Origin of the sequence: Streptococcus cristatus (genome assembly GCF_003943515.1) — a bacterium.
Lineage (GTDB): Bacteria > Bacillota > Bacilli > Lactobacillales > Streptococcaceae > Streptococcus > Streptococcus cristatus_D.
Window position 1 is genome coordinate 395073 of sequence record NZ_RJPT01000001.1, and the last position, 21884, is coordinate 416956.

19 protein-coding genes are annotated in these 21884 nt (G+C 44.1%); 12 read left to right on the forward strand and 7 right to left on the reverse strand.

Going from position 1 to position 21884, the window contains the following annotated elements; genetic code table 11:
• Positions 1 to 49 precede the first annotated feature (49 nt).
• The 7 genes from mecA (at position 50) to sufB (ending at position 7245) form a co-directional block, all read left to right on the forward strand.
• Entirely contained in the window at positions 50 to 796 is a 747-nt protein-coding gene (gene mecA, locus D8791_RS02080; protein ID WP_125446083.1) for an adaptor protein MecA, read from the forward strand.
• Positions 787 to 1959, forward strand: coding sequence for a glycosyltransferase family 4 protein (locus D8791_RS02085; protein ID WP_125446084.1), 1173 nt, complete (start codon positions 787 to 789; stop codon positions 1957 to 1959). The genes mecA and D8791_RS02085 overlap by 10 nt, the downstream gene beginning before the upstream one ends.
• Before the next feature lie 83 nt (positions 1960 to 2042).
• Positions 2043 to 2813 carry a Fe-S cluster assembly ATPase SufC gene (sufC, locus tag D8791_RS02090; protein WP_005591767.1) on the forward strand — a complete coding sequence of 257 codons (771 nt, stop codon included), beginning with the start codon at positions 2043 to 2045 and terminating at the stop codon, positions 2811 to 2813.
• Positions 2814 to 2854: 41 nt separating this feature from the next.
• Positions 2855 to 4117 (forward strand): Fe-S cluster assembly protein SufD, encoded by a 1263-nt coding sequence (sufD, locus tag D8791_RS02095; RefSeq protein ID WP_125446085.1) that lies wholly within the window; start codon positions 2855 to 2857, stop codon positions 4115 to 4117.
• 41 nt (positions 4118 to 4158) lie between these two features.
• Positions 4159 to 5391 (forward strand): cysteine desulfurase, encoded by a 1233-nt coding sequence (locus D8791_RS02100; protein ID WP_125446086.1) that lies wholly within the window; start codon positions 4159 to 4161, stop codon positions 5389 to 5391.
• A complete protein-coding gene (gene sufU, locus D8791_RS02105; RefSeq protein ID WP_125446087.1) occupies positions 5378 to 5815 on the forward strand; it encodes a Fe-S cluster assembly sulfur transfer protein SufU in 438 nt (145 codons plus the stop codon). The genes D8791_RS02100 and sufU overlap by 14 nt, the downstream gene beginning before the upstream one ends.
• Before the next feature lie 17 nt (positions 5816 to 5832).
• Complete coding sequence (gene sufB, locus D8791_RS02110) at positions 5833 to 7245, forward strand: Fe-S cluster assembly protein SufB (protein WP_125446088.1); 1413 nt, start codon at positions 5833 to 5835, stop codon at positions 7243 to 7245.
• Positions 7246 to 7438: 193 nt separating this feature from the next.
• On the opposite strand, the gene pbp3 is transcribed toward sufB, so the two are convergent.
• Positions 7439 to 8716: a D-alanyl-D-alanine carboxypeptidase PBP3 gene (gene pbp3, locus D8791_RS02115; RefSeq protein ID WP_125446089.1), complete on the reverse strand. Its 1278-nt coding sequence runs from the start codon at positions 8714 to 8716 to the stop codon at positions 7439 to 7441.
• 278 nt (positions 8717 to 8994) lie between these two features.
• On the opposite strand from pbp3, the gene D8791_RS02120 reads away from it, so the two are divergent.
• The gene (locus D8791_RS02120) at positions 8995 to 10953 is read left to right on the forward strand and encodes a peptide ABC transporter substrate-binding protein (protein WP_185760531.1); all 1959 of its coding nucleotides are present in this window, start codon (positions 8995 to 8997) and stop codon (positions 10951 to 10953) included.
• 287 nt (positions 10954 to 11240) lie between these two features.
• Here the strand turns inward: D8791_RS02120 and serS are convergent, their stop codons facing one another.
• From serS to D8791_RS02145, 5 genes are all read right to left on the reverse strand, one after another.
• Positions 11241 to 12518, reverse strand: coding sequence for a serine--tRNA ligase (gene serS / locus D8791_RS02125; RefSeq protein WP_125446091.1), 1278 nt, complete (start codon positions 12516 to 12518; stop codon positions 11241 to 11243).
• Between the two features lie 213 nt (positions 12519 to 12731).
• Positions 12732 to 13103 (reverse strand): DUF956 family protein, encoded by a 372-nt coding sequence (locus D8791_RS02130; RefSeq protein ID WP_125446092.1) that lies wholly within the window; start codon positions 13101 to 13103, stop codon positions 12732 to 12734.
• 70 nt (positions 13104 to 13173) lie between these two features.
• The gene (locus D8791_RS02135; RefSeq protein WP_045500727.1) at positions 13174 to 14085 is read right to left on the reverse strand and encodes a PTS system mannose/fructose/sorbose family transporter subunit IID; all 912 of its coding nucleotides are present in this window, start codon (positions 14083 to 14085) and stop codon (positions 13174 to 13176) included.
• 18 nt (positions 14086 to 14103) lie between these two features.
• Complete coding sequence (locus tag D8791_RS02140; RefSeq protein WP_005591779.1) at positions 14104 to 14907, reverse strand: PTS mannose/fructose/sorbose transporter subunit IIC; 804 nt, start codon at positions 14905 to 14907, stop codon at positions 14104 to 14106.
• A 44-nt stretch (positions 14908 to 14951) separates the two neighbouring features.
• The gene (locus D8791_RS02145; protein WP_125446093.1) at positions 14952 to 15941 is read right to left on the reverse strand and encodes a PTS sugar transporter subunit IIB; all 990 of its coding nucleotides are present in this window, start codon (positions 15939 to 15941) and stop codon (positions 14952 to 14954) included.
• Between the two features lie 581 nt (positions 15942 to 16522).
• On the opposite strand from D8791_RS02145, the gene D8791_RS02150 reads away from it, so the two are divergent.
• From D8791_RS02150 to D8791_RS02165, 4 genes are all read left to right on the forward strand, one after another.
• Complete coding sequence (locus D8791_RS02150; protein WP_125446094.1) at positions 16523 to 17284, forward strand: elongation factor Tu; 762 nt, start codon at positions 16523 to 16525, stop codon at positions 17282 to 17284.
• Positions 17285 to 17482: 198 nt separating this feature from the next.
• Positions 17483 to 18400, forward strand: coding sequence for a glycine--tRNA ligase subunit alpha (glyQ, locus tag D8791_RS02155; RefSeq protein ID WP_125446095.1), 918 nt, complete (start codon positions 17483 to 17485; stop codon positions 18398 to 18400).
• Between the two features lie 2 nt (positions 18401 to 18402).
• On the forward strand, positions 18403 to 20442 hold the full coding sequence (gene glyS, locus D8791_RS02160) for a glycine--tRNA ligase subunit beta (protein WP_125378896.1): 2040 nt from the start codon (positions 18403 to 18405) through the stop codon (positions 20440 to 20442).
• Positions 20443 to 20462: 20 nt separating this feature from the next.
• Entirely contained in the window at positions 20463 to 20720 is a 258-nt protein-coding gene (locus D8791_RS02165; RefSeq protein ID WP_062123395.1) for a DUF896 family protein, read from the forward strand.
• A gap of 167 nt (positions 20721 to 20887) precedes the next feature.
• Here the strand turns inward: D8791_RS02165 and D8791_RS02170 are convergent, their stop codons facing one another.
• On the reverse strand, positions 20888 to 21850 hold the full coding sequence (locus tag D8791_RS02170) for an asparaginase (protein WP_125446096.1): 963 nt from the start codon (positions 21848 to 21850) through the stop codon (positions 20888 to 20890).
• Between the last annotated feature and the right edge of the window lie 34 nt (positions 21851 to 21884).

Consider the following 21884-nt stretch of genomic DNA (forward strand, 5'->3'; position numbering starts at 1 on the left):
TTAGAATTTTAGTATAATAGAAAGACTATGAAAGTATGAGGTTGATGAGATGGAAGTGAAACAGATTAATGATTCGACGATTAAAATCACCATCCAGTTGGAAGATTTGGAAGAACACGGAATGGAAATTGCAGATTTCCTAGTTCCCCAAGAAAAAACAGAAGAATTTTTCTATACCATTTTGGATGAGCTGGAAATGCCGGAAAGCTTTTTAGACAGTGGCATGCTCAGCTTTCGAGTGACGCCTAAACCAGACAAGCTGGATGTCTTTGTGACGAGATCCAAGATTGATAAGAATTTGAATTTTGAAGATTTGGGCAATCTACCAGACCTAGATGAGCTCAGCCAGATGTCTCCAGATAAATTCTTAAAGACTTTGGAAAAAAATATCTTTGAAAAGAGTAAGGATGACCTAGAGGCGGTTAAATCTTTAGAGGCAGCCGAGGCTGATCAGGAGGATTCTGCGGATTCTTCAGAGGAGAAGGACGAAGAGAACCTAGACCGTTATGTCTACTATATTTTGTCATTTACTGATTTGCGCAGCGTCGTTTCTTTCGCTAAAACGGTTGACTACCCAATAGACCTGTCAGAACTCTATAAATATGACTCTGCCTACTACCTGACTATTTTGGTAGATTTGGAAGAGCAACCAGAACTTTATCCAGCTTGGTTACTGGCTAAAATGCGTGAATTTGCTGAGGATACAGATATTACTCGTGCTGTCCTACAAGAACACGGACGTCTGCTTTTGGTGACAGAAGCCATCCAACAGTTGCAGAAAGTTGAATGCTTATGATTGCTTTTCCATTGAAGTTCATTTTGGTGCTACTAGCGACATTTTTTGTCGGAGTTTTGTTGACTCCCCTCGTTCGGCTCTTGGCTTTTAAAATGGATGCAGTCGACTATCCTAATGCTCGACGAATCAATAAAAAGCCCATGCCGAGTGCAGGCGGTCTGGCAGTTGTAACGGCTTTTACCTTGGCGACTTTGGTTTTCATGCCACAGATTGTTGGCGTCACTTTTTTTGAACAGACTTATTTTGACTATATTTGGCCTGTGGTGTTGGGGGGCTTGATTGTTGCCCTGACGGGGCTTATCGACGATATTAAAGAATTAAGTCCTCTGATGAAGTTAGGGGGGATTGTGCTAGCTGCCTGTCTGATTTGGTGGCTGACGGATTTCCGCTTGGATGACTTTAAGATTCCGTTTGGTGGTCCCCATCTTTTTTTCCCACCTTGGCTATCTTTTATTTTGACCATTCTCTGGATTGTCTCTATTACTAATGCGGTCAATCTCATGGATGGTTTAGACGGCCTTGTTAGCGGGGTCTCCATTATTTCCTTGCTAACCATGGGCATTGTTTCCTACTTTTTCTTGCCGGGTCATAATTTATTCCTGACTTTGACAATCTTGGTCTTAGTAGCGTCTATTGCTGGCTTCTTTCCTTACAATTATCATCCAGCCATTATATATGGCGGGGATACGGGGGCTCTTTTCATCGGTTTTATGATTTCGGTCCTCTCTCTACAGGGCTTGAAAAATGCGACGGCAGTAGCGATTGTCACGCCTATGATTATCTTGGGTGTACCGATTACCGATACCTTTTTAGCAATCGTTCGTCGGACTTTGTCTGGTCAGAAATTTTACCAGCCTGACCGTCACCACCTTCACCATAGACTCTTGTCCTTGGGATTAACACATCGGGGAACAGTTCTGGTTATCTATGGGATTTCGATGATTTTCTCTATGATTTCCCTCCTGCTAAATGTATCGACTCGCATCGGTGGACTCCTCCTCGTAATTGGTCTTCTGCTAGGTGTCGAACTCTTGGTAGAACTAATAGGGGTTCTGGGGCCGCAGAGGACGCCTTTGCTCAATATCCTGCGCTTTATCGGAAACTCCTCTTATCGAGAAGAAGTTCGAGAGAAGAGATACCAAAAGAAACATAAACAAGAATAGTTCTAAACAAAATAAAAGCCTTTTGGGCTTTTTTTTGGTATACTAAAGTATGTAAATCAGCTAAGCAAAGAAAGGAAAAAGAAATGTCTGTCTTAGAAATCAAAGATCTTCATGTTGAAATTGAAGGGAAAAAAATTCTCAAAGGAGTAAATCTTACTCTGAAAACGGGAGAAGTTGCAGCAATCATGGGTCCAAATGGAACAGGGAAATCTACCTTGTCTGCAGCCATTATGGGAAATCCTAACTACGAAGTAACTCAAGGAGAGGTGCTTTTTGATGGGGTTAATATCTTGGAGCTAGAAGTGGATGAACGGGCTCGTATGGGACTCTTCCTTGCAATGCAGTATCCTAGTGAAATTCCTGGCATTACTAATGCAGAGTTTCTCCGTGCGGCCATGAATGCTGGCAAGGAAGACGATGAAAAAATCTCTGTCCGTGACTTCATTACTAAACTAGATGAAAAGATGGAACTGCTCAACATGAAGGAAGAGATGGCTGAGCGCTACCTCAATGAAGGCTTCTCAGGTGGTGAGAAAAAACGTAATGAAATCCTGCAGTTGCTCATGCTAGAGCCAACTTTTGCGCTTTTGGATGAGATTGACTCAGGTCTGGATATCGACGCTCTTAAGGTCGTGTCTAAAGGGGTCAATGCTATGCGTGGAGAGGGCTTTGGCGCTATGATCATCACCCACTACCAACGCCTGCTCAACTATATCACTCCAGACGTAGTTCATGTCATGATGGAGGGGAAAGTTGTTCTTTCTGGCGGTCCAGAATTGGCAGTTCGCTTGGAAAAAGAAGGCTATGCCAAATTGGCTGAAGAGTTGGGCTTCAACTATACTGAAGAAGTCTAGTCAAACATTCTTTTGACTTTGATAAAAGATAGGAGAATGACATGACAAAAGAATTGATTCAAGAATTTTCACAAATTCACGCAGAACCAACATGGTTGACTGATCTCCGTCAGCAGGCCTTTGACCAGATTGATCAACTGGACTTGCCAGTCATTGAGCGGGTCAAATTTCACCGCTGGAATCTGGGTGACGGCCGTATTAGCAACAGCGAGCCTTTGACCAGTGTGCCAGATTTTACGGCTCTCGGAGATAATCTCAAGTTTATCCAAATGGGAACCCAAACGGTCCTTGAGCAGCTGCCAGCTGATTTGGCAGAGCAAGGTGTGGTCTTCACTGATTTCCACTCTGCTTTGGAAGAAATTCCAGAGTTGGTAGAGAAGCATTTTATGTCCGCAGTCAAGTACGACGAGGACAAATTGGCGGCTTATCACACTGCCTATTTCAACAGCGGTGCGGTTCTTTATGTGCCGGACAATGTTGAGATTGACCAGCCGATTGAAGGAATTTTTTATCAGGATAGCGAAAGCGATGTTCCTTTTAACAAGCATATTTTGATTATAGCAGGCAAGCATTCCAAGGTTAACTACTTGGAACGCTTGGAAACTTATGGTGAAGGGTCTGTTCCAGTAACTGCCAATATCACTGTCGAAGTTATTGCTCAGGCTGGAGCTCAGATTAAGTTTTCAGCTATTGATCGTTTGGGCGAAAATGTAACGGCTTATATCAGTCGTCGTGGCAAGCTGGATAATGATGCCATGATTGACTGGGCTATCGGCGTTATGAACGAAGGCAATGTCGTGGCTGACTTTGACAGCGACCTCTATGGCAAGGGCAGCCATGCGGATATGAAAGTGGTGGCTCTCTCTAGCGGTAAGCAGGTTCAAGGGATTGACACTCGCGTAACCAACTATGGCTGCAATTCTATCGGAAATATCCTGCAGCACGGAGTTATCCTAGAAAAAGGAACCCTGACTTTCAATGGTATCGGCCATATTATCAAAGGGGCTAAGGGAGCAGATGCTCAGCAGGAAAGCCGGGTTCTCATGCTGTCTGATCAAGCGCGCTCAGATGCTAATCCAATTCTCTTGATTGATGAAAACGATGTGACAGCTGGTCACGCGGCTTCTATCGGCCAGGTGGATCCAGAAGATATGTACTACCTCATGAGTCGGGGTCTTGACAAGGCGACGGCTGAACGTTTGGTCGTGCGTGGCTTCTTGGGCTCAGTAATTGTGGAAATCCCTGTTAAAGAAGTCCGTGATGAAATGATTGAAAATATCGATATTATTCTCGCAAAAAGATAAAAAGCTGGGCCTTGTCCCGTATTAGTTAGATAGGAGTCTTCATGTCTGGATTTAATGCAGAAGCAATCAAGCAAGATTTTCCCATTTTGGACCAAATTGTCAATGATGAGCCTTTGGTTTATTTGGACAATGCGGCGACAACCCAGAAACCCAAGCAGGTGCTAGCGGCTATTGAAAACTACTATCTTAGAGACAATGCCAATGTCCACCGCGGTGTGCATACGCTAGCCGAGCGGGCGACAGCAGCCTATGAAGCAGCCAGAGAAAGAGTTCGGTCTTTTATCAATGCGGCTTCTAGCAGAGAGGTTCTCTTTACACGAGGAACTACGACGGGGCTTAACTGGGTGGCTCAGTTTGCGGCTGAAAGGCTGCAGCCTGGTGATGAAGTGCTGATTTCGATCATGGAGCACCATTCCAATGTCATTCCTTGGCAGGAAGCTTGTAGGAAGACCGGAGCCAAGTTAGTCTATGTCTATCTCAAAGATGGTGCTCTGGATATGGAGGATTTCCTTGCCAAGCTCAATGAGCGGACCAAGTTTGTCTCTCTGGCTCATGCTTCTAATGTTCTCGGTGTCATCAATCCTATCAAGGAGATTGCCCAGATGGTTCATCAGCAAGGAGCGCTTTTGGTGGTGGACGGGGCTCAATCCATTCCGCACATGAAGATTGATGTACAGGATTTGGATGTGGACTTCTTCGCCTTTTCGGGGCATAAGATGGCTGGACCTACTGGTATCGGGGTTCTCTATGGCAAGGAAGAACTGCTAGAGCAGATGTCGCCAGTCGAGTTCGGTGGCGAAATGATTGATTTTGTCTATGAGCAGGAAGCGACCTGGAAGGAACTTCCTTGGAAGTTTGAGGCCGGCACTCCAAATATGGCAGGAGCAATTGGTCTTGCGGCGGCCATTGATTATTTGGAAGAATTGGGCATGGATGCCATTGCCCAGCATGAGCGGGACCTGATTGCCTACGTATTTCCTAAGCTGCAGGCAGTGGAAGGCTTGACCATTTATGGCTCTCAGGATTTGGCTCAGCGCTCAGGCGTGATTGCCTTTAACCTGGATGGTCTCCATCCACATGATGTCGCAACGGCTCTGGACTACGAAGGAGTAGCTGTCCGAGCGGGTCACCATTGTGCTCAGCCTTTGCTCACCTATCTACAGGTGCCAGCGACTGTGCGGGCCAGCTTTTATATCTACAATACCTATGCAGATTGTGACAAGCTGGTAGAGGCTTTAGAAAAGACAAAGGAGTTTTTCAATGGCACTTTCTAAGTTAGACAGTCTTTACAAGGCGGTTGTGACCGATCACTCGGCTCACCCCCATCATCATGGGAAGCTGGAAGATGTGGAGCAGGTAGTTCTCAATAACCCAACCTGTGGCGATGTTATCAGCCTGTCTGTGAAGTTTAATGTTGAAAATCAGATTGAGGATATTGCTTTTGTGAATTCCGGCTGTACCATTTCAACGGCTTCGGCCAGCATGATGACGGATGCGGTTCTGGGCAAGACAAAAGAGCAAGCGCTGGAATTAGCAGAAGTCTTCTCGCAGATGGTTCAGGGCCAAGAAGATAGTCGCCAGAAAGAATTGGGAGATGGAGCCTTTTTAGCTGGCGTTGCCAAATTCCCGCAGCGGATTAAGTGTGCGACCTTGGGTTGGAATGCCCTCAAGCGAGCGATTGAAGAAGATAAAAAGTAAGAATGTGAAAGGAAATTATGTCAGAAGAAAGAGTAGAACCAAAACCGATTGATCTCGGTGAGTACAAGTTTGGTTTCCATGACGATGTTGAACCTGTTCTCTCGACAGGGAAAGGGCTGAATGAAGCGGTCATTCGTGAGCTTTCTGCAGCCAAGGATGAACCAGAGTGGATGCTGGATTTCCGCCTCAAATCCTACGAGGTTTTCAAGAAAATGCCGATGCAGACTTGGGGTCCAGATTTGTCAGAAATTAATTTTGATGACTTGATTTATTACCAAAAGGCCTCTGATAAGCCTGCTAGAAGCTGGGATGAAGTGCCTGAGAAGATCAAGGAAACCTTTGAGCGGATTGGGATCCCAGAAGCGGAGCGAGCTTACCTTGCTGGTGCAGCTGCCCAGTATGAGTCCGAAGTGGTCTACCACAATATGAAGGAAGAGTTCCAAAAACTTGGAATTATCTTCACAGATACCGACTCAGCTCTTAAGGAATACCCAGAGCTCTTCAAGCAGTATTTTGCTAAGTTGGTTCCGCCGACAGACAACAAGTTGGCTGCCCTTAACTCTGCAGTTTGGTCTGGTGGTACCTTTATCTATGTGCCAAAAGGTGTTAAGGTAGACATTCCGCTTCAAACCTACTTCCGTATCAACAATGAAAATTCCGGTCAATTTGAACGCACCTTGATTATCGTTGATGAGGGAGCAAGTGTTCACTACGTAGAAGGGTGTACAGCGCCTACTTATTCAAGCAACAGCTTACATGCGGCTATTGTCGAAATCTTTGCCCTTGACGGTGCCTATATGCGCTATACGACGATTCAAAACTGGTCAGATAATGTCTACAACCTTGTAACCAAACGAGCGCGGGCTATGAAAGATGCGACAGTTGAGTGGATTGATGGAAACTTGGGTGCCAAAACAACCATGAAGTACCCATCTGTTTACCTTGATGGAGAAGGGGCGCGTGGTACCATGCTTTCTATTGCCTTTGCCAATGCTGGTCAGCATCAGGATACAGGGGCTAAGATGATTCACAATGCGCCACACACCAGCTCATCTATCGTTTCCAAGTCCATTGCCAAGGGCGGAGGTAAGGTAGACTACCGCGGTCAAGTGACCTTTGCTCGCAATTCTAAGAAATCTGTCAGCCATATCGAGTGTGACACCATTATTATGGATGATTTATCTGCTTCAGACACTATTCCATTTAATGAAATTCACAACTCGCAGGTGGCTTTGGAGCATGAAGCTAAAGTTTCTAAGATTTCAGAAGAGCAGCTCTACTACCTTATGAGCCGTGGCTTGTCGGAGTCCGAAGCGACTGAAATGATTGTCATGGGCTTTGTCGAGCCCTTCACCAAGGAACTGCCAATGGAATACGCTGTTGAGCTCAACCGTCTCATCAGCTATGAAATGGAAGGGTCAGTTGGATAAAAAGAGGCGTTAGCCTCTTTTTAATTGTGAATAAATCTTTGCTTAAGAAAAGTATTTAAAAGATTTAGAGGACCTGTTAAACAGTAGCGGAATACTCGATTGCGAGTTAACCCTCAAAGAACTTTTTTTGATTACGTTAAACGTTTACAAACCATACAAATAACCGCGAATCAATTGATTCGCGGTATCTCTTTTATAACTTCTCATTGACAAAGCGGATAAAATCGTTCCACCAGACTTTGAAAATGATAGCTTTTTCAACCTTTTTTTCTGTAATCATAGAAATAGAAGTTTTCTTATTTTCGATGTAGCCCTGGCCGATTGGCTCAGAATCTGTATAAGTGAGGGTGCCCACTACACTACCCTTTTTCAAGGGTGCCTGCAGCTCCTGTGGACTTGGAGTAAAGGTGACTTTATGTTCAGCCTGATTGGCTATCCGTTCTAAGATTACCAAGTCCTCACTGGCAACTGCAGCGACTTTATCCTCTTGACTGTCTCTAACAGCTACTTGAGAGTTATTGTATCTTTCCCCTTTTTTGACAAGGACTGTAGGAGAGAAATTTTGTGTAACGTAGGTCATTAGGCTAGATGTAACGCCAAAACGGGTATTAGGGTCGTTATCTTCCTGTGCGACCCCTAAAACGACTGTGATCAATCGCATCCCTTTTTCACTTGTCACACCGACAAATGAAGCACCATTCTGCTCAGACCCGCCTGTCTTCAAACCCTTCACTCCTGTCCGAAAACTAGGAGAACCTTCCAACATTAAATTAGGATTTTCTAGTTGGATTCCTGCAAAATTCACATGAGATTTGGAAGTGACGCCAAGGACCTCTGGGTAGTCATCAATCAGATGTGAGGCAATCACGGCTATATCATAAGCACTGAACTTATTGACAGTTTCTTGTTTTTTCTTGCTTTTAGAATTCTCTGCGGACTCCTCTTCGTTATTGGTAGTTTCTAGCGAACCATCTAGTAAACGAATATCCGTACCAGTAGCATTTACAATGATTGCATCAGAAATATTCCATTCCTTGAGTTTAGCTTTCATCATCTTGACGAAATTTTCTTCACTTCCAGCAACTTTTTCTGCCAGAGCGATGGTAGCACTGTTGGCGCTTGCTAAAAGAGAAGCATTCAGTAAGTCCTTTACCTTGTAGCGACGCGCTTCCAGAGGCAGGTTCGCGATAGAGGGATTTACTGTCAGCTGGTAAGCATAATCAGAGATATCAACCTCAGTTTCTAGGCTCAGTTTGCCATCAGCAATGGCCTCGTAAACCAGATAAGCAGTCAAGATGTTAGTGATAGCACCGACTTCTAGTGGGCTTGTAGCCTCCTTTTCATAGAGGATTTTTCCTGAGTTTGCATCGACAGCAATGGCGCTTTTAGCGGCAATTTCATAGTCATCTGCTAGAACAGGCTTGGCAATCAGACCAAAGAATAGCAGTAGGAATACAAAAAATTTTTTCATTTCTTTCCCCTAGATTAGTAATAAATCTATTGTAACATAAAAAAGCCGATATTTTGATAATCCTATTCAAGAATCCTTGTAAAATATTGAACAGGTTATTATTTATAATATTTTTTGTATTTTTATGAAAATATATGAAAATGCATAGAAATTTTCCTATATTTTGTTTCAATAAAAATAAGAAAAATGCATAGAATTTTAAAATTTTCTTAAATAAGACTTGTATTTGTCTAAAAATGATGTATAATAATACATAATCTAAAGAAGGAGATTTGCTCATGAAAAAATCTAAATGGTTGGCTATTACTGGTTTGGTTGCAGCATCAGCGCTATTCTTAGCTGCTTGTGGCAAGTCAAGCACCAGCTCGGCAAAGACATATTCTTATGTCTATAATACAGATCCAGATACATTGGATTATGTAAACTCCAATCGCTCCTCCACTTCTGACGTCATTGCCAATTTGGTCGACGGTCTTTTAGAAAATGATCAATATGGGAATCTTATCCCTTCATTGGCTGAAGACTGGACTGTGTCTAAAGATGGCCTAACTTATACTTATAAGTTGCGTAAGGACGCTAAATGGTACACAGCAGAAGGTGAAGAATATGCTGCTGTCAAGGCACAAGACTTTGTAACAGGGCTCAAGCACGCTGCAGATGAAAAATCAGAAGCATTACCAATCGTGCAAAACTCTATCAAGGGATTAGCTGCTTATATCAAAGGGGAAAGCAATGATTTCTCTACTGTAGGTGTCAAGGCAATCGACGACTATACAGTCCAATACACCCTGAATCAGCCAGAAAGTTACTGGAATTCTAAGACAACCATGGGCATTCTCTTCCCAATTAACGAAGAATTTCTAAAGAAAGAAGGCAAGGACTTTGGTACCGTGAAACCTTCCGGTATCCTCTACAATGGTCCGTATGTATTAAAGTCATTTACTTCTAAGTCTGTTATCGAATATTCTAAAAACCAAAACTATTGGGACAAGGACAATGTGAAGATCGAAGATGTCAAGTTGACTTACTACGATGGTTCTGACCAAGAGTCGTTGATCCGTAACTTTACTGATGGTGCATACACACAAGCTCGTCTCTATCCGACTAGCTCAAACTATGCATCAGTAGAAAAGAAATACAAAGACAACATCATCTTTACTCCACAAAACTCAACTAGCTATTTCTATGCCTTTAACTTGAATCGTCAGGCTTATAGCCACACTTCTAAGACAGATGCCCAAAAGGCTGCCAGCAAAGAAGCAATTCAAAATAAAGACTTTCGCCAAGCAATTAACTTCGCTTTTGACCGTAAATCCTTTGGTGCTCAGATGAATGGTAATGAAGGAGCAACGAAGATCATCAGAAGCCTGCTTGTACCTCCTAGTTTTGTGCAAGTAGATGGCAAGGATTTCTCGGATGTTGTTGAATCACAGCTGGCTTCTTATGGGGATGAATGGCAAGGTGTCAAATTAGCTGATGCCCAAGATAGCATTTACAACCCAGAAAAGGCCAAGGCAGAATTTGCTAAAGCAAAAGAAGCTTTGCAAGCACAGGGAGTTGAATTCCCGATTCATCTAGATGTACCAGTTGACCAGACAGATAAAATCATGGTACAACGGACCAACTCTTTCAAACAATCTGTTGAGGCAGCTCTAGGCCAAGAAAACGTTGTGATTGACGTGCATCAAATGTCATCAGACGATTTTGATAACTCTACTTACTTTGCAGAAACAGCTGCCCAAAAGGACTATGACCTCAATATGTCTGGTTGGTCAGCAGACTATCAAGATCCAGTGACTTACTTGAATATCTTTAACCCAGAAACAGGGGATATCTTGGACAATATTGGTCTGACAAAAGGTCAAAACCAAGATCTTGCTTCTAAGGTTGGTTTAACGGACTACAAAGCGCTTTTGGATCAGGCAGATGCAGAAAAGCAAGATACCAATGCTCGCTATACGAAGTATGCAGCAGCGCAGGCTTGGTTAACAGATAGTTCTATTGTGATCCCATCTATTTCTGCAGGGGCTTCACCAATGGTTCAAAAGGTCGTACCATTTACCAAAGCCTACTCTTATGTAGGTATCAAGGGTGATGTCTATGTATTTAAGGGAATGGAGCTTCAAGATAAGGTTCTGACAGTAGCTGATTATCAAAAAGCTTTGGAAAAATGGGAAAAAGAAAAAGAAGAATCAAATAAAAAAGCTCAAGAAGAGTTAGCAAGTCACGTTAAGTAACAGAAAAGGAGAGTGGGACAGAAATCGGTAATTGGTTAGAATTCGATTTCGTCGTCCCACCTCCGCACAGTTGAGTAGGGCTGTAAAAGCTGATGAAATCAGCGTAGTAGAGCCCACTCAACCACTGCGCCTTGCTCGACAATCCAAAGACAATTGAGAGGCTAGGACTTTTGTCCCAGCCTCTTTTTAAAGTATAAAATCCTATATTTCGTTTCTCTTTCTGAACTGTTGAGTTTCTCCTTAAGGAGAAATAAGAAAAGGTCCGATTGTTTCGGACCTTTCGTTGCTTATTTTGGTGTGATGACTTCCAAACCGCCCATGTAAGGACGTAGAACTTCAGGAATGGTCACAGAACCATCTTCATTTTGGTAATTTTCTAAGATAGCAGCGACTGTGCGTCCAACAGCCAGTCCAGACCCGTTGAGAGTATGAAGGAGTTTGACCTTGCCATCTGCTTCGTCACGGTAGCGGATTTGTGCTCGACGAGCTTGGAAATCTTCTGTGTTAGAGCAGCTAGAGATTTCACGGTAGGTGTTCTGAGCTGGAATCCAGACTTCCAAGTCGTAGGTTTTAGCAGCTGAGAAGCCCATGTCGCCAGTAGAGAGAGCAACGACACGGTAAGGCAGATTGAGCTTTTGTAGGATGTTTTCTGCATTGGCAGTCATCTTTTCTAGCTCTTCATAAGATTCTTCTGGCTTGGCAAATTTCACCATTTCAACCTTGTGGAATTGGTGCAGGCGGATGAGACCACGTGTGTCACGACCGGCAGAACCAGCTTCAGAGCGGAATGATGGGCTCATAGCTGTGAAGTAGATTGGCAATTCTTTGCCATCTAAAATTTCATCTCGATAGTAGTTGGTCAGTGGAACTTCAGCAGTCGGAATCAGAACGAAGTTAGTATCGCTTAGCTCAAAGGTATCTTCTTTGAACTTAGGATATTGCCCAGTACCAAACATAGAGTCATGGTTGACCATATAGGGAGTGATGACCTCCGTATAGCCTTCTTTGCCATGCTCATCCAGCATGAAGTTGTAGATAGCGCGCTCTAATCGAGCTCCCAAGCCCTTGTAGAAGAGGAAGCGGGCTCCCGTAACTTTTGCGCCACGTTCCCAGTCTAAGATGTCCAAATCCTCGCCCAAATCCCAGTGAGCCTTAGCTTCGAAGTCAAATTGGCGAGGTGTACCCCAGCGGCGGACTTCTACATTGTCATCCTCGTCTGCCCCGACTGGCACGCTATCGTGCGGAATATTTGGCAGGGTTGTGGTGAACTCGGTCAATTTAGCATCTAATTCAGTCAAAGTAGCATCCAAGTCCTTGACTTGGGCAGATAGTTTTTGCATGGCTGTAATCTTGTCATCTGCATTTTCTTTGTTGCGCTTGGCTTGGGCAATCTCTGCAGAAACGGTGTTGCGTTCTGCTTTGAGATTTTCTACTTTCACCAGTAAATCACGTCGTTGCTCATCAATTTCCTTCATTTGATTGAGCACATCAGCTGCTACGCCACGGGTAGCTAATTTCTCTGCGACAGCATCAAAGTCTGTCCGAATACGTTTTAAATCTAACATAAAACCTCCAAAAAATAAAAGCACACCGAGGAAACTGTTGGAGCGGCTAGGCCGCGGTTCCATCCAACTTCACAGGTGTGCACTTGATTATGTATGTAGTTGTATTGCAACGGTAGAATTTCACACTAGGCTCCTATCTGCTCGCAGCACCCGCAGACTTTCTGAAAGAAGCGATAGTCTTACTTATCCGTTTCCTAGATTATACAGGATTTTCTATTTTTTTGCAAATAGATTTTTAATGAATTGGCCAATTGTTTGGATCAAGGTAGGCAATTTGACAACTTTCTCATTTCCGATATGTTGCCGTGCAATTTTGAGAATCTTTCCAGTGTCCTTGGAAGCAAAGAGAAACTTGCCCTTGTCTGTAAACACTTCAAAATGGCGACTGACATTTTTCCCAGAGACATTGGCACCGATCTGCTGGATGCTAGACCAAGGTAGCTGGATATAGTCTTCTACATTGGCATCAGCGTAGAATTCCAGTGCGACATCACCGATCAAAAACTTTCCAACCTTGCCACCCAAACCCAGATAGGAAACCCCTGTCGTTTGAAATTCAATCGATTTATTTTGCGATTGCGCCATAGAACCTCTCCCTTTTAAATACTATAGCTATTATACCATAATAAAAAGAAGGCCGAAACCTTCTTTTTAATTACATCAAACCAATAAGGCGGGCAACGATACCAACAACGAAAAGTCCGATGATGATTGTGATTGGAGAAACTTTCTTCTTAAGCAACCACATGCAGAGGAAGGTAAGGAGAAGTCCCATCAAACCTGGAATCAAAGAGTTAATTTGTCCTTGAAGGGTATTTGCTTTTTCAGGAGTCAAGCTCAATCCGCCTGCAACATCACCCAAGATTTTTTGAAGTTGCTCGCCAGTTACAGCACCTTTAGGGAAGTTAATGTAAGCTCCCTCAGAGAGTTTTGTAGATGGCAATTGAAGCGCAAAGCTAACGTTTACCCAGCGTGCTACCAAAACAGCCAAGATAAACATACCAAGGATTGAAGCACCTTTAGTGATGTCTTGAAGGATACCACCAGACATGTCTTTAGTGATTTCAGAACCAGCCTTGTAGCCCAATTCTTGAGTGTACCACAAGAAGGCCATACGGATCGCATTCCAAAGAACGAAGAAGAGGAGTGGGCCGATGATATTTCCTGACAGAGCAAGAGATGCACCGAGTGCTCCAAGGATCGGACGAACTGTGAACCAGAAGACAGGGTCACCGATACCAGCCAAAGGTCCCATCATACCGATTTTAACCCCTTGGATAGCTGCATCGTCAATTTCTGCACCGTTTGCTTTTTCTTCTTCAAGGGCGAGTGTTACACCGATGATTGGAGCAGCAACGTATGGGTGAGTATTGAAGAATTCCAAGTGACGCTCAAGAGCAGCAGCTTGATCTTCTTTTTTAGTGTAAAGTTTCTTGAGAGCTGGAATTAAAGAATAAGCCCAACCCAAGTTTTGCATACGTTCATAGTTCCAAGAACCTTGCAAGAAAGTAGAACGCCACCAAACTTTTTGACGGTCTGATTTAGATAATTGAATTTTTTCAGTCATGATATAGCAGCTCCTTTCTTAGTAATCTTCTAGGATATCGCCGATTGGGTCGTTAGATGTAGCAGAACCGCCACCACCGTTTCCGCCTTTCTTAGAAAGGTTGAGGTAGATAAGGGCGATTGCTACACCGATAGCACCGAGGGCAATCAAAGTCAATTGGCTAACAGCAGCAAGAGCAAAACCGATAGCAAAGAATGGCCATACTTCGCGAGTTGCCATCATGTTGATAACCATAGCGTAACCAACGGCAACAACCATTCCCCCGCCGACAGCCATACCGCCTGCCAACCAATCAGGCATCATAGCAAGCAATTTTTGCACTGCTTCTGCGGGGATAGCAAGAAGAAGGGCTGCAGGGATCGCGATACGAAGTCCTTGAAGAAGGAGAGCTACAAAGTGCGCGCGTTCAACGCTAGCAAAATCCCCTTTTTTAGCAGCAGAGTCTGCAGCGTGAACCAAGGCAACAGAGATAGTACGCACGATCATAGTAAGGAAGAGACCAGCTACGGCAAGAGGAATCGCGATTGTAGTTGCAACTGTGATACCTTTGTCAGTGAAATCTCCACCTTGAACCATGATGATAGCAGCAGCAACTGAAGCCAAGGCAGCATCAGGTGCAACAGCAGCACCGATATTTGCCCAACCAAGAGCAATCATTTGAAGAGATCCGCCAAGGATAACACCAGCAGTTAAGTTACCAGTTACAAGACCGATCAAGGTACATGCAACCAATGGTTGGTGGAATTGGAATTGGTCCAAGATACCTTCTAGACCAGCTAAGAAGGCAACAAAGACTACTAAAACCATAGAAATAATAGACATGTTCTAAATCCTTTCGTAAATTAATAAAAGCAAAACGTTTGATTCTACTGCACGTTGGCTTTCTTAATCAAATCAAACAAATCTTTCTTAGAGTCATTTGGTACTTTACGTACGTCGAATTCAACTCCGAGATCACGCAATTTTTCGTAAGTAGCCACGTCGTCCTTGTCCATTGACAGAACGTTGTTGACCATTGTCTTACCAGTTGAGTGAGCCATTGAGCCGACGTTGAGAGTCTTGATTGGCACACCTCCTTCAATAGCGCGTAGGGCATCTTGTGGAGTTTCAAATAAGATAAGAGCGTGCGTATTACCGAAACGTGGATCTTTTGAAACAGCAATCAGCTTATCAATTGGAACAACGTTTGCTTTAACATTACCAGGTGCAGCTTGTTTGATGAGTTCTTTACGAAGTTCATCTTTAGCTACTGAGTCAGAAGCAACGATGATACGGTCTGCTTTTGAATCTGGAGTCCAAGCTGTTGCAACTTGTCCATGCAACAAACGAGTATCGATACGAGCAAGGTTGATTTTGAGCTTGCCGTCTCCGATAACAGTTCCTTCTGGGATAGCTGCTTGAGCAACTGGTGCAGCAGCAGGAGCAGCGCTTTCTAGGACTGGATTTAGCTCTTCTGGAAGTGCTTTTACGCCTTCCTTAGCTTCCTTAATAATGTTTGCAACGACAGCATCTACGCCAGCGTTTGCATCCATCATGCGCTCTGTGTAGGCTTGAATTAGCATAGGCAGGTTCAAACCTGTAATAATCGCGAACTTGCGGTCTGGATTTTCACCCATGACACGGCTAGCTTGGTTAAATGGTGACCCACTCCAAAGGTCAGCCAAGACCAATACCTCATCGTTTGCATCAAACGAAGCCACAGCGTCATTGAATTTTGCATACAGATTATCAGGACCTTCGTTTGGCATGAAAGTTACAACTTGAACTTTTTCTTGCTCACCAAAAATCATAGAACCTGACTGATGAATGCCGGCAGCAAATTCACCGTGGCTGGCAATAATGATTCCAATACTCATTATTGTTTTTCCTCCTTATAAAATGTTTGACTTAAGTTTAAGAAAACTTTAAGGCTAACTATTATTATAAAACGTTTTCATGAAAAATGCAAGTACCTGAATCGAAGCGACAATTATTTTCAAATTCTATTTCTATTGAAAAATGCTGTTATATCAATCTTTTTTTATCTTTTCTTCTCACTAAATAATTAGATGAAGATTAGATTGCCGATGTAACTAGGTTAATATATGAAAGTGGATGAAAATTTCTATGAAAATGCTTATCTGATAAATTGATTAGAAAGTAAATTTATATAGAAAGAATTTATAGCTGAAGTCCAAGAAGTATTTTACAAATTATCTATTATCTGATATAATCTTTTCTAGAAAGAATTCTCATTGTCTACTTTTTAGCGAGTCTGGGTTGGTGGGAGCCAGGTAGGGAAGCAGTGCAGATGGCGCTTTCGGTTAATATTTTTAAACGTAATGAAGTAATAAATTAGGGTGGAACCGCGTTTTGACGCCCCTAGGTTGAAGAGCCTAGGACTGTCGGATGTGGTTCTTTTGCGTACTGAGTCTATTGTTCGAAAGAAAGGAGATTCGTGGAGAACCTTTACCTTGTAAAAGACGAGAACCAATTAGCAGCTTTTCGAGATTTCGTCGCAAAGAATGCCGTAAAGTTGCAGGATTACCTAGCTTTTTTAAAAGACGAGTTTGCAGTTTATGATTTACCGCAAGCCATCATTTGGTCTGATTTTGATTCTGCTACGCAAATTATTCAGGAAATTCCTGTACCAGCCTATACAAATGATAGGCGGATGGTTATGACTCCCGAATTGACGGTTTGGAAAGATTTATATCTTCTTCAGTTGGAGAATTACGAGACCTCTCACCAAACTCAAGCAATAGCAAACCACTATCAGTCTTTGTCTGAAAATTCTCTCTTGCAGATTGTCGGCCATGAGTTAGCTCATTGGTCGGAGCATTTTTTAGATGACTTTGATGGATACGGTGCCTATATCTGGTTTGAAGAAGGGATGGTTGAGTATATTAGCCGCAAGTATTTCTTTACAATTGAGGAATTTCGAGTGGAAAAAGCTTGTAATCAGGCTCTCGTAAAGCTCTTTCAGAAAAAGCACGGTTGGCACTCATTGAATGATTTCGGTACTTCGACTTATCAAGGGAATTATGCTAGTATTTTTTATGAATACTGGCGCAGTTTTTTGACAGTTGACAAGCTAGTAGAAAATCTAGGCAGCGTGCAAGCGGTCTTTGATTCTTATCATCGGTGGGCAAACACAGATAAAACACTTCCCTTGTTGGATTGGTTCATACAGCAGAAAATAATAGACAAAGAAATATAAACAAACTAAAGGAGTAACAAATGTCTAAGAAGTTAACATTTTACCTCGCCAAAGTCAATTGCGAACCTAAAGGTTCGATTGACTAACGACAACCGCTATGGGCGGTTTGTCTAGGCGATGTACTAGCTTTTCAAAAGGGAAATAATCGTTCCCTTTTGAACGCTTCGCAAGAATCTCAAGAAATTAAAGGAGTAACAAATGTCTAAAAAATTGACTTTTCAAGAAATTATTTTGACTTTACAGCAGTTCTGGAATGACCAGGGCTGTATGCTCATGCAGGCTTATGATAATGAGAAGGGGGCGGGAACGATGAGTCCCTATACCTTCCTGCGGGCTATTGGGCCAGAGCCTTGGAATGCGGCCTATGTAGAGCCGTCTCGTCGGCCGGCAGATGGTCGTTATGGGGAAAATCCGAACCGTCTTTACCAGCACCATCAATTTCAAGTGGTTATGAAACCTTCTCCAAGCAATATCCAAGAACTTTATTTGCAGTCTTTGGAGCTCTTGGGTATCAATCCGCTGGAGCACGACATCCGCTTTGTCGAGGATAACTGGGAAAATCCGTCAACTGGCTCGGCTGGTCTGGGCTGGGAAGTTTGGCTGGATGGGATGGAAATCACTCAGTTCACTTACTTCCAGCAGGTCGGAGGTCTGCCAACTCAACCGGTGACCGCTGAGGTGACTTATGGTCTGGAGCGTCTGGCTTCTTATATCCAAGAAGTGGACTCTGTCTATGAGATTGAGTGGGCAGATGGCGTTAAGTATGGCGAAATTTTCACGCATCCTGAGTATGAGCATTCCAAGTATAGCTTTGAGGTCAGCGATCAAGACTTGCTCTTGGGGAATTTTGAGAAGTTTGAAGCAGAAGCCAAGCGCTGTCTGGACGAGCATCTAGTGCACCCGGCCTATGATTATGTTCTCAAATGCTCGCATACCTTTAACCTCTTGGATGCGCGTGGTGCTGTATCTGTGACAGAGCGGGCTGGTTATATCGCTCGTATTCGTAATCTGGCTCGTGTTGTGGCTAAGACCTTTGTTGCTGAGCGCAAGCGTCTAGGCTACCCACTTTTGGATGCAGAGACTCGCGAGAAACTCTTGGCAGAGGAGGGAGAATAATCATGGTAAAAAATTTATTAGTTGAGTTAGGCTTGGAGGAAATGCCAGCCTATGTCGTGACACCGAGCATGAAGCAGCTGCGCGACAAGATGGGAGCCTTCCTGACAGACCATCGTCTGACCTTTGAGAAAATTGAAATGTTCTCAACGCCTCGTCGTCTGGCGGTGCGCGTAGTTGGCTTGGCGGACAAGCAGTCTGACTTGACCGAAGATTTCAAAGGCCCTTCTAAGAAAATCGCGCTTGATGCTGATGGCAACTTTACAAAGGCTGCCGAAGGCTTTGTTCGTGGCAAGGGCTTGACGGTTGAGGACATTACTTTCCGTGAAATCAAGGACGAGGAATACGTCTATGTGACCAAGGAAGAGATCGGTCGCCCGGTAGAGGAAATCATCCCAGCAGTGACAGAAGTTCTGCAAGCTTTGACCTTCCCTGTCAGCATGCACTGGGCTAACAACACCTTTGAATACATCCGTCCGGTCCACACCTTAACTGTACTCTTAGATGAGCAGGCCTTTGACTTGGATTTCTTGGACATCAAGAGCAGCCGTACAAGCCGTGGACATCGCTTCTTGGGCAAAGAGACGGAGATTGTTTCAGCTGATTCCTATGAAGATGATCTACGGGCTCAGTTTGTAATAACCAACCCTCTTGAGCGGGGAGATATGATTGTCGAGCAGATTCGAGCACTGGAAGAGGAGCACGGTGTTTCTATCGAAATTGACGAAGACTTGCTCAATGAAGTGTTGAATCTTGTCGAATATCCAACTGCTTTCTTAGGTAATTTTGATGCCAAATACTTAGAGGTGCCAGAAGAAGTCTTGGTAACTTCCATGAAAGAGCACCAGCGTTACTTTGTTGTGCGCGATGCTAAAGGCAAACTTTTGCCGCACTTCATCTCTGTCCGCAACGGAAATGCAGAGCATCTAGAAAATGTCATCAAAGGAAATGAGAAGGTCTTGGTGGCTCGTCTGGAAGATGGGGAATTCTTCTGGCGGGAAGACCAAAAGCTGGCTATTGCTGACTTGGTTGAAAAGCTGAGCAATGTGACCTTCCACGAAAAGATAGGCTCTCTAGCAGAGCACATGGAGCGGACGGGCAAGATTGCGGCTCTCTTGGCGCAAGAAGCAGGATTGGATGCTGCTGAGACAGCTGACTTGGCTCGTGCAGCGGCTATTTATAAGTTTGACTTGCTGACTGGCATGGTCGGTGAGTTTGATGAGTTGCAAGGCATCATGGGTGAGAAGTATGCTCTTCTGGCTGGTGAGAATGCTGCGGTGGCGGCTGCCATTCGGGAGCACTATATGCCGACTTCAGCCGATGGCGAATTGCCTGACACCAAGGTCGGAGCCGTCTTGGCGCTGGCTGATAAGCTGGATACCATTCTGTCCTTCTTCTCAGTTGGCTTGATTCCAAGTGGTTCCAATGACCCTTATGCACTGCGCCGTGCGACTCAAGGTGTTGTGCGTATCTTGGACAAGTTTGGCTGGAACATTGACTTGGCTCAGCTTCTTGGTCGACTTTACGAACTCAAGTTTGATAGTCTAAGCTATGACAATCAAGAGGCCGTGCTGGACTTCTTCCGTGCCCGTGTTGAGAAAATGATGGACCGCAGCATTCCGAAGGATATCGTGACAGCTGTTCTTCAAAGCACTCATTTCGTTGTACGCGATTTGGTAGAAACAGCTGCGCTTCTAGCAGAAAAAGCTAAGGAAGATAACTTCAAGTCAGCGGTAGAGAGCTTGTCTCGTGTCTTCAATCTAGCTGAGAAAGCCCAAGGGCAGACAGCTGTCAATCCAGCACTCTTTGAAAATCAAGAGGAAAAAGACTTGGCAGCTGCCATTGAAGCAGTGGAGCTGACTACAGACTTAGCTGCCAATTTGGACCAACTCTTTGCCCTCAGTCCAGTTATTGACGCTTTCTTTGACCATACCATGGTTATGGCAGAAGATGAAGCTGTGCGTAACAACCGCCTAGCTCTCCTAGCTTCATTGACGGCTAAGGCGGGACAAATGGCGCAATTTAATCAGATTAATACCAAATAAAAGGTAAGAGAGGTAGAATCATGGATCCTAAAAAAATTGAACGCATCAACGAACTGGCTAAAAAGAAAAAAACGGAAGGCTTAACTGCTGAGGAAAAAGTGGAACAAGCCAAGCTTCGTGAAGAGTATATCGAGGGCTACCGTCGCTCTGTTCGCCATCACATTGAAGGCATCAAGATTGTCGACGAGGAAGGCAATGATGTGACACCTGAAAAATTGCGTCAAGTTCAACGCGAGAAAGGTCTTCATGGCCGCAGTCTGGATGACCCAAATTCATAAAATAAGAAAAAAGACTCCGATTTATGATTTAGGAGTCTTTTTTTGAATTTATAACTTTGCTTGAGGCTAAGAATAATTATGAACTTGGAGCTTTATATCGAAGGATACAGCATTTATAAAGGAAAATCAAGAAATAATGCCTAGCAAGTGAGCAGACAAGCCGGTTTTTATCCTTCTATATAGTCTCTTAATGCTTGACCACTTAGGCCGACATTGAGGGCAATCAGCAACTTTATGCGGGCTTTCGGTGCATTGAGCTCTTTGACAAACATGATTCCGGCTTGGTGCAGCTTGACACCGCCCCCTTCATAGGCGTAGACAGGCTCAGCAATGCCGTTGAAACAGCGAGAAACCAGAGCGATGGGGAGCCCAGCTTTTGCCATCTCTGTTAATTTTTCCGCAGTTTCTTTTGGCAGATTGCCAGCACCAAAGGCTTCGATGATGAGACCATCCAGCTTTTGCAAATCCAGCAAATCCAGCAGTTCTGTCGTCATGCCAGCATAGGCTGGAATGATGGGCACCAGACCTGAAATGCTAGTCAGGTTAAAGCGGACACGGGGCTCTGCTGTTTTAAAATAGAGGATTTCCTGCTTCATAACGAGGCCTAGAGGACCGTGCGTCGGAGTTTGAAAGGTGCTGACGTTGGTGGTGTGGGTTTTAGTGACATATTTGGCAGCATGCACTTCATCATTCATGACGACGAGAACGCCCTTGCCTCGACTCTTCTCGTCACTGGCCACCCGCAAAGCAGTCAGGTAATTATAAACTCCGTCACTGCCGAGTTCATTTGAACTTCTCATAGCTCCGGTCAAAACGACAGGGATGTCAGGCAGGTCCATGGTATCAAGGAAGTAGGCCGTTTCCTCTAGAGTATCAGTTCCGTGGGTAATGACCACACCATCGTAGTGCTCAGCGTCAGCCTTGATTTTTTGGTAGAGTTCCAGCATGTGCTGGGGAGTGATGTGAGGACTGGGAACGTTGAAGAAATCAACGACCGTCACCTCAATACCCTCTAAGGGAACAGCTACATGGTTCATGGGATTGTCTTGGCTGCTATTGACGGCACCGCTTCCGTCAGCCTGCATGGAAATGGTTCCACCAGTATGTAAAACTAAAATCTGCTTATTCATAGATGTGCTTCTCCGCGAATTGTGTTATAATTTA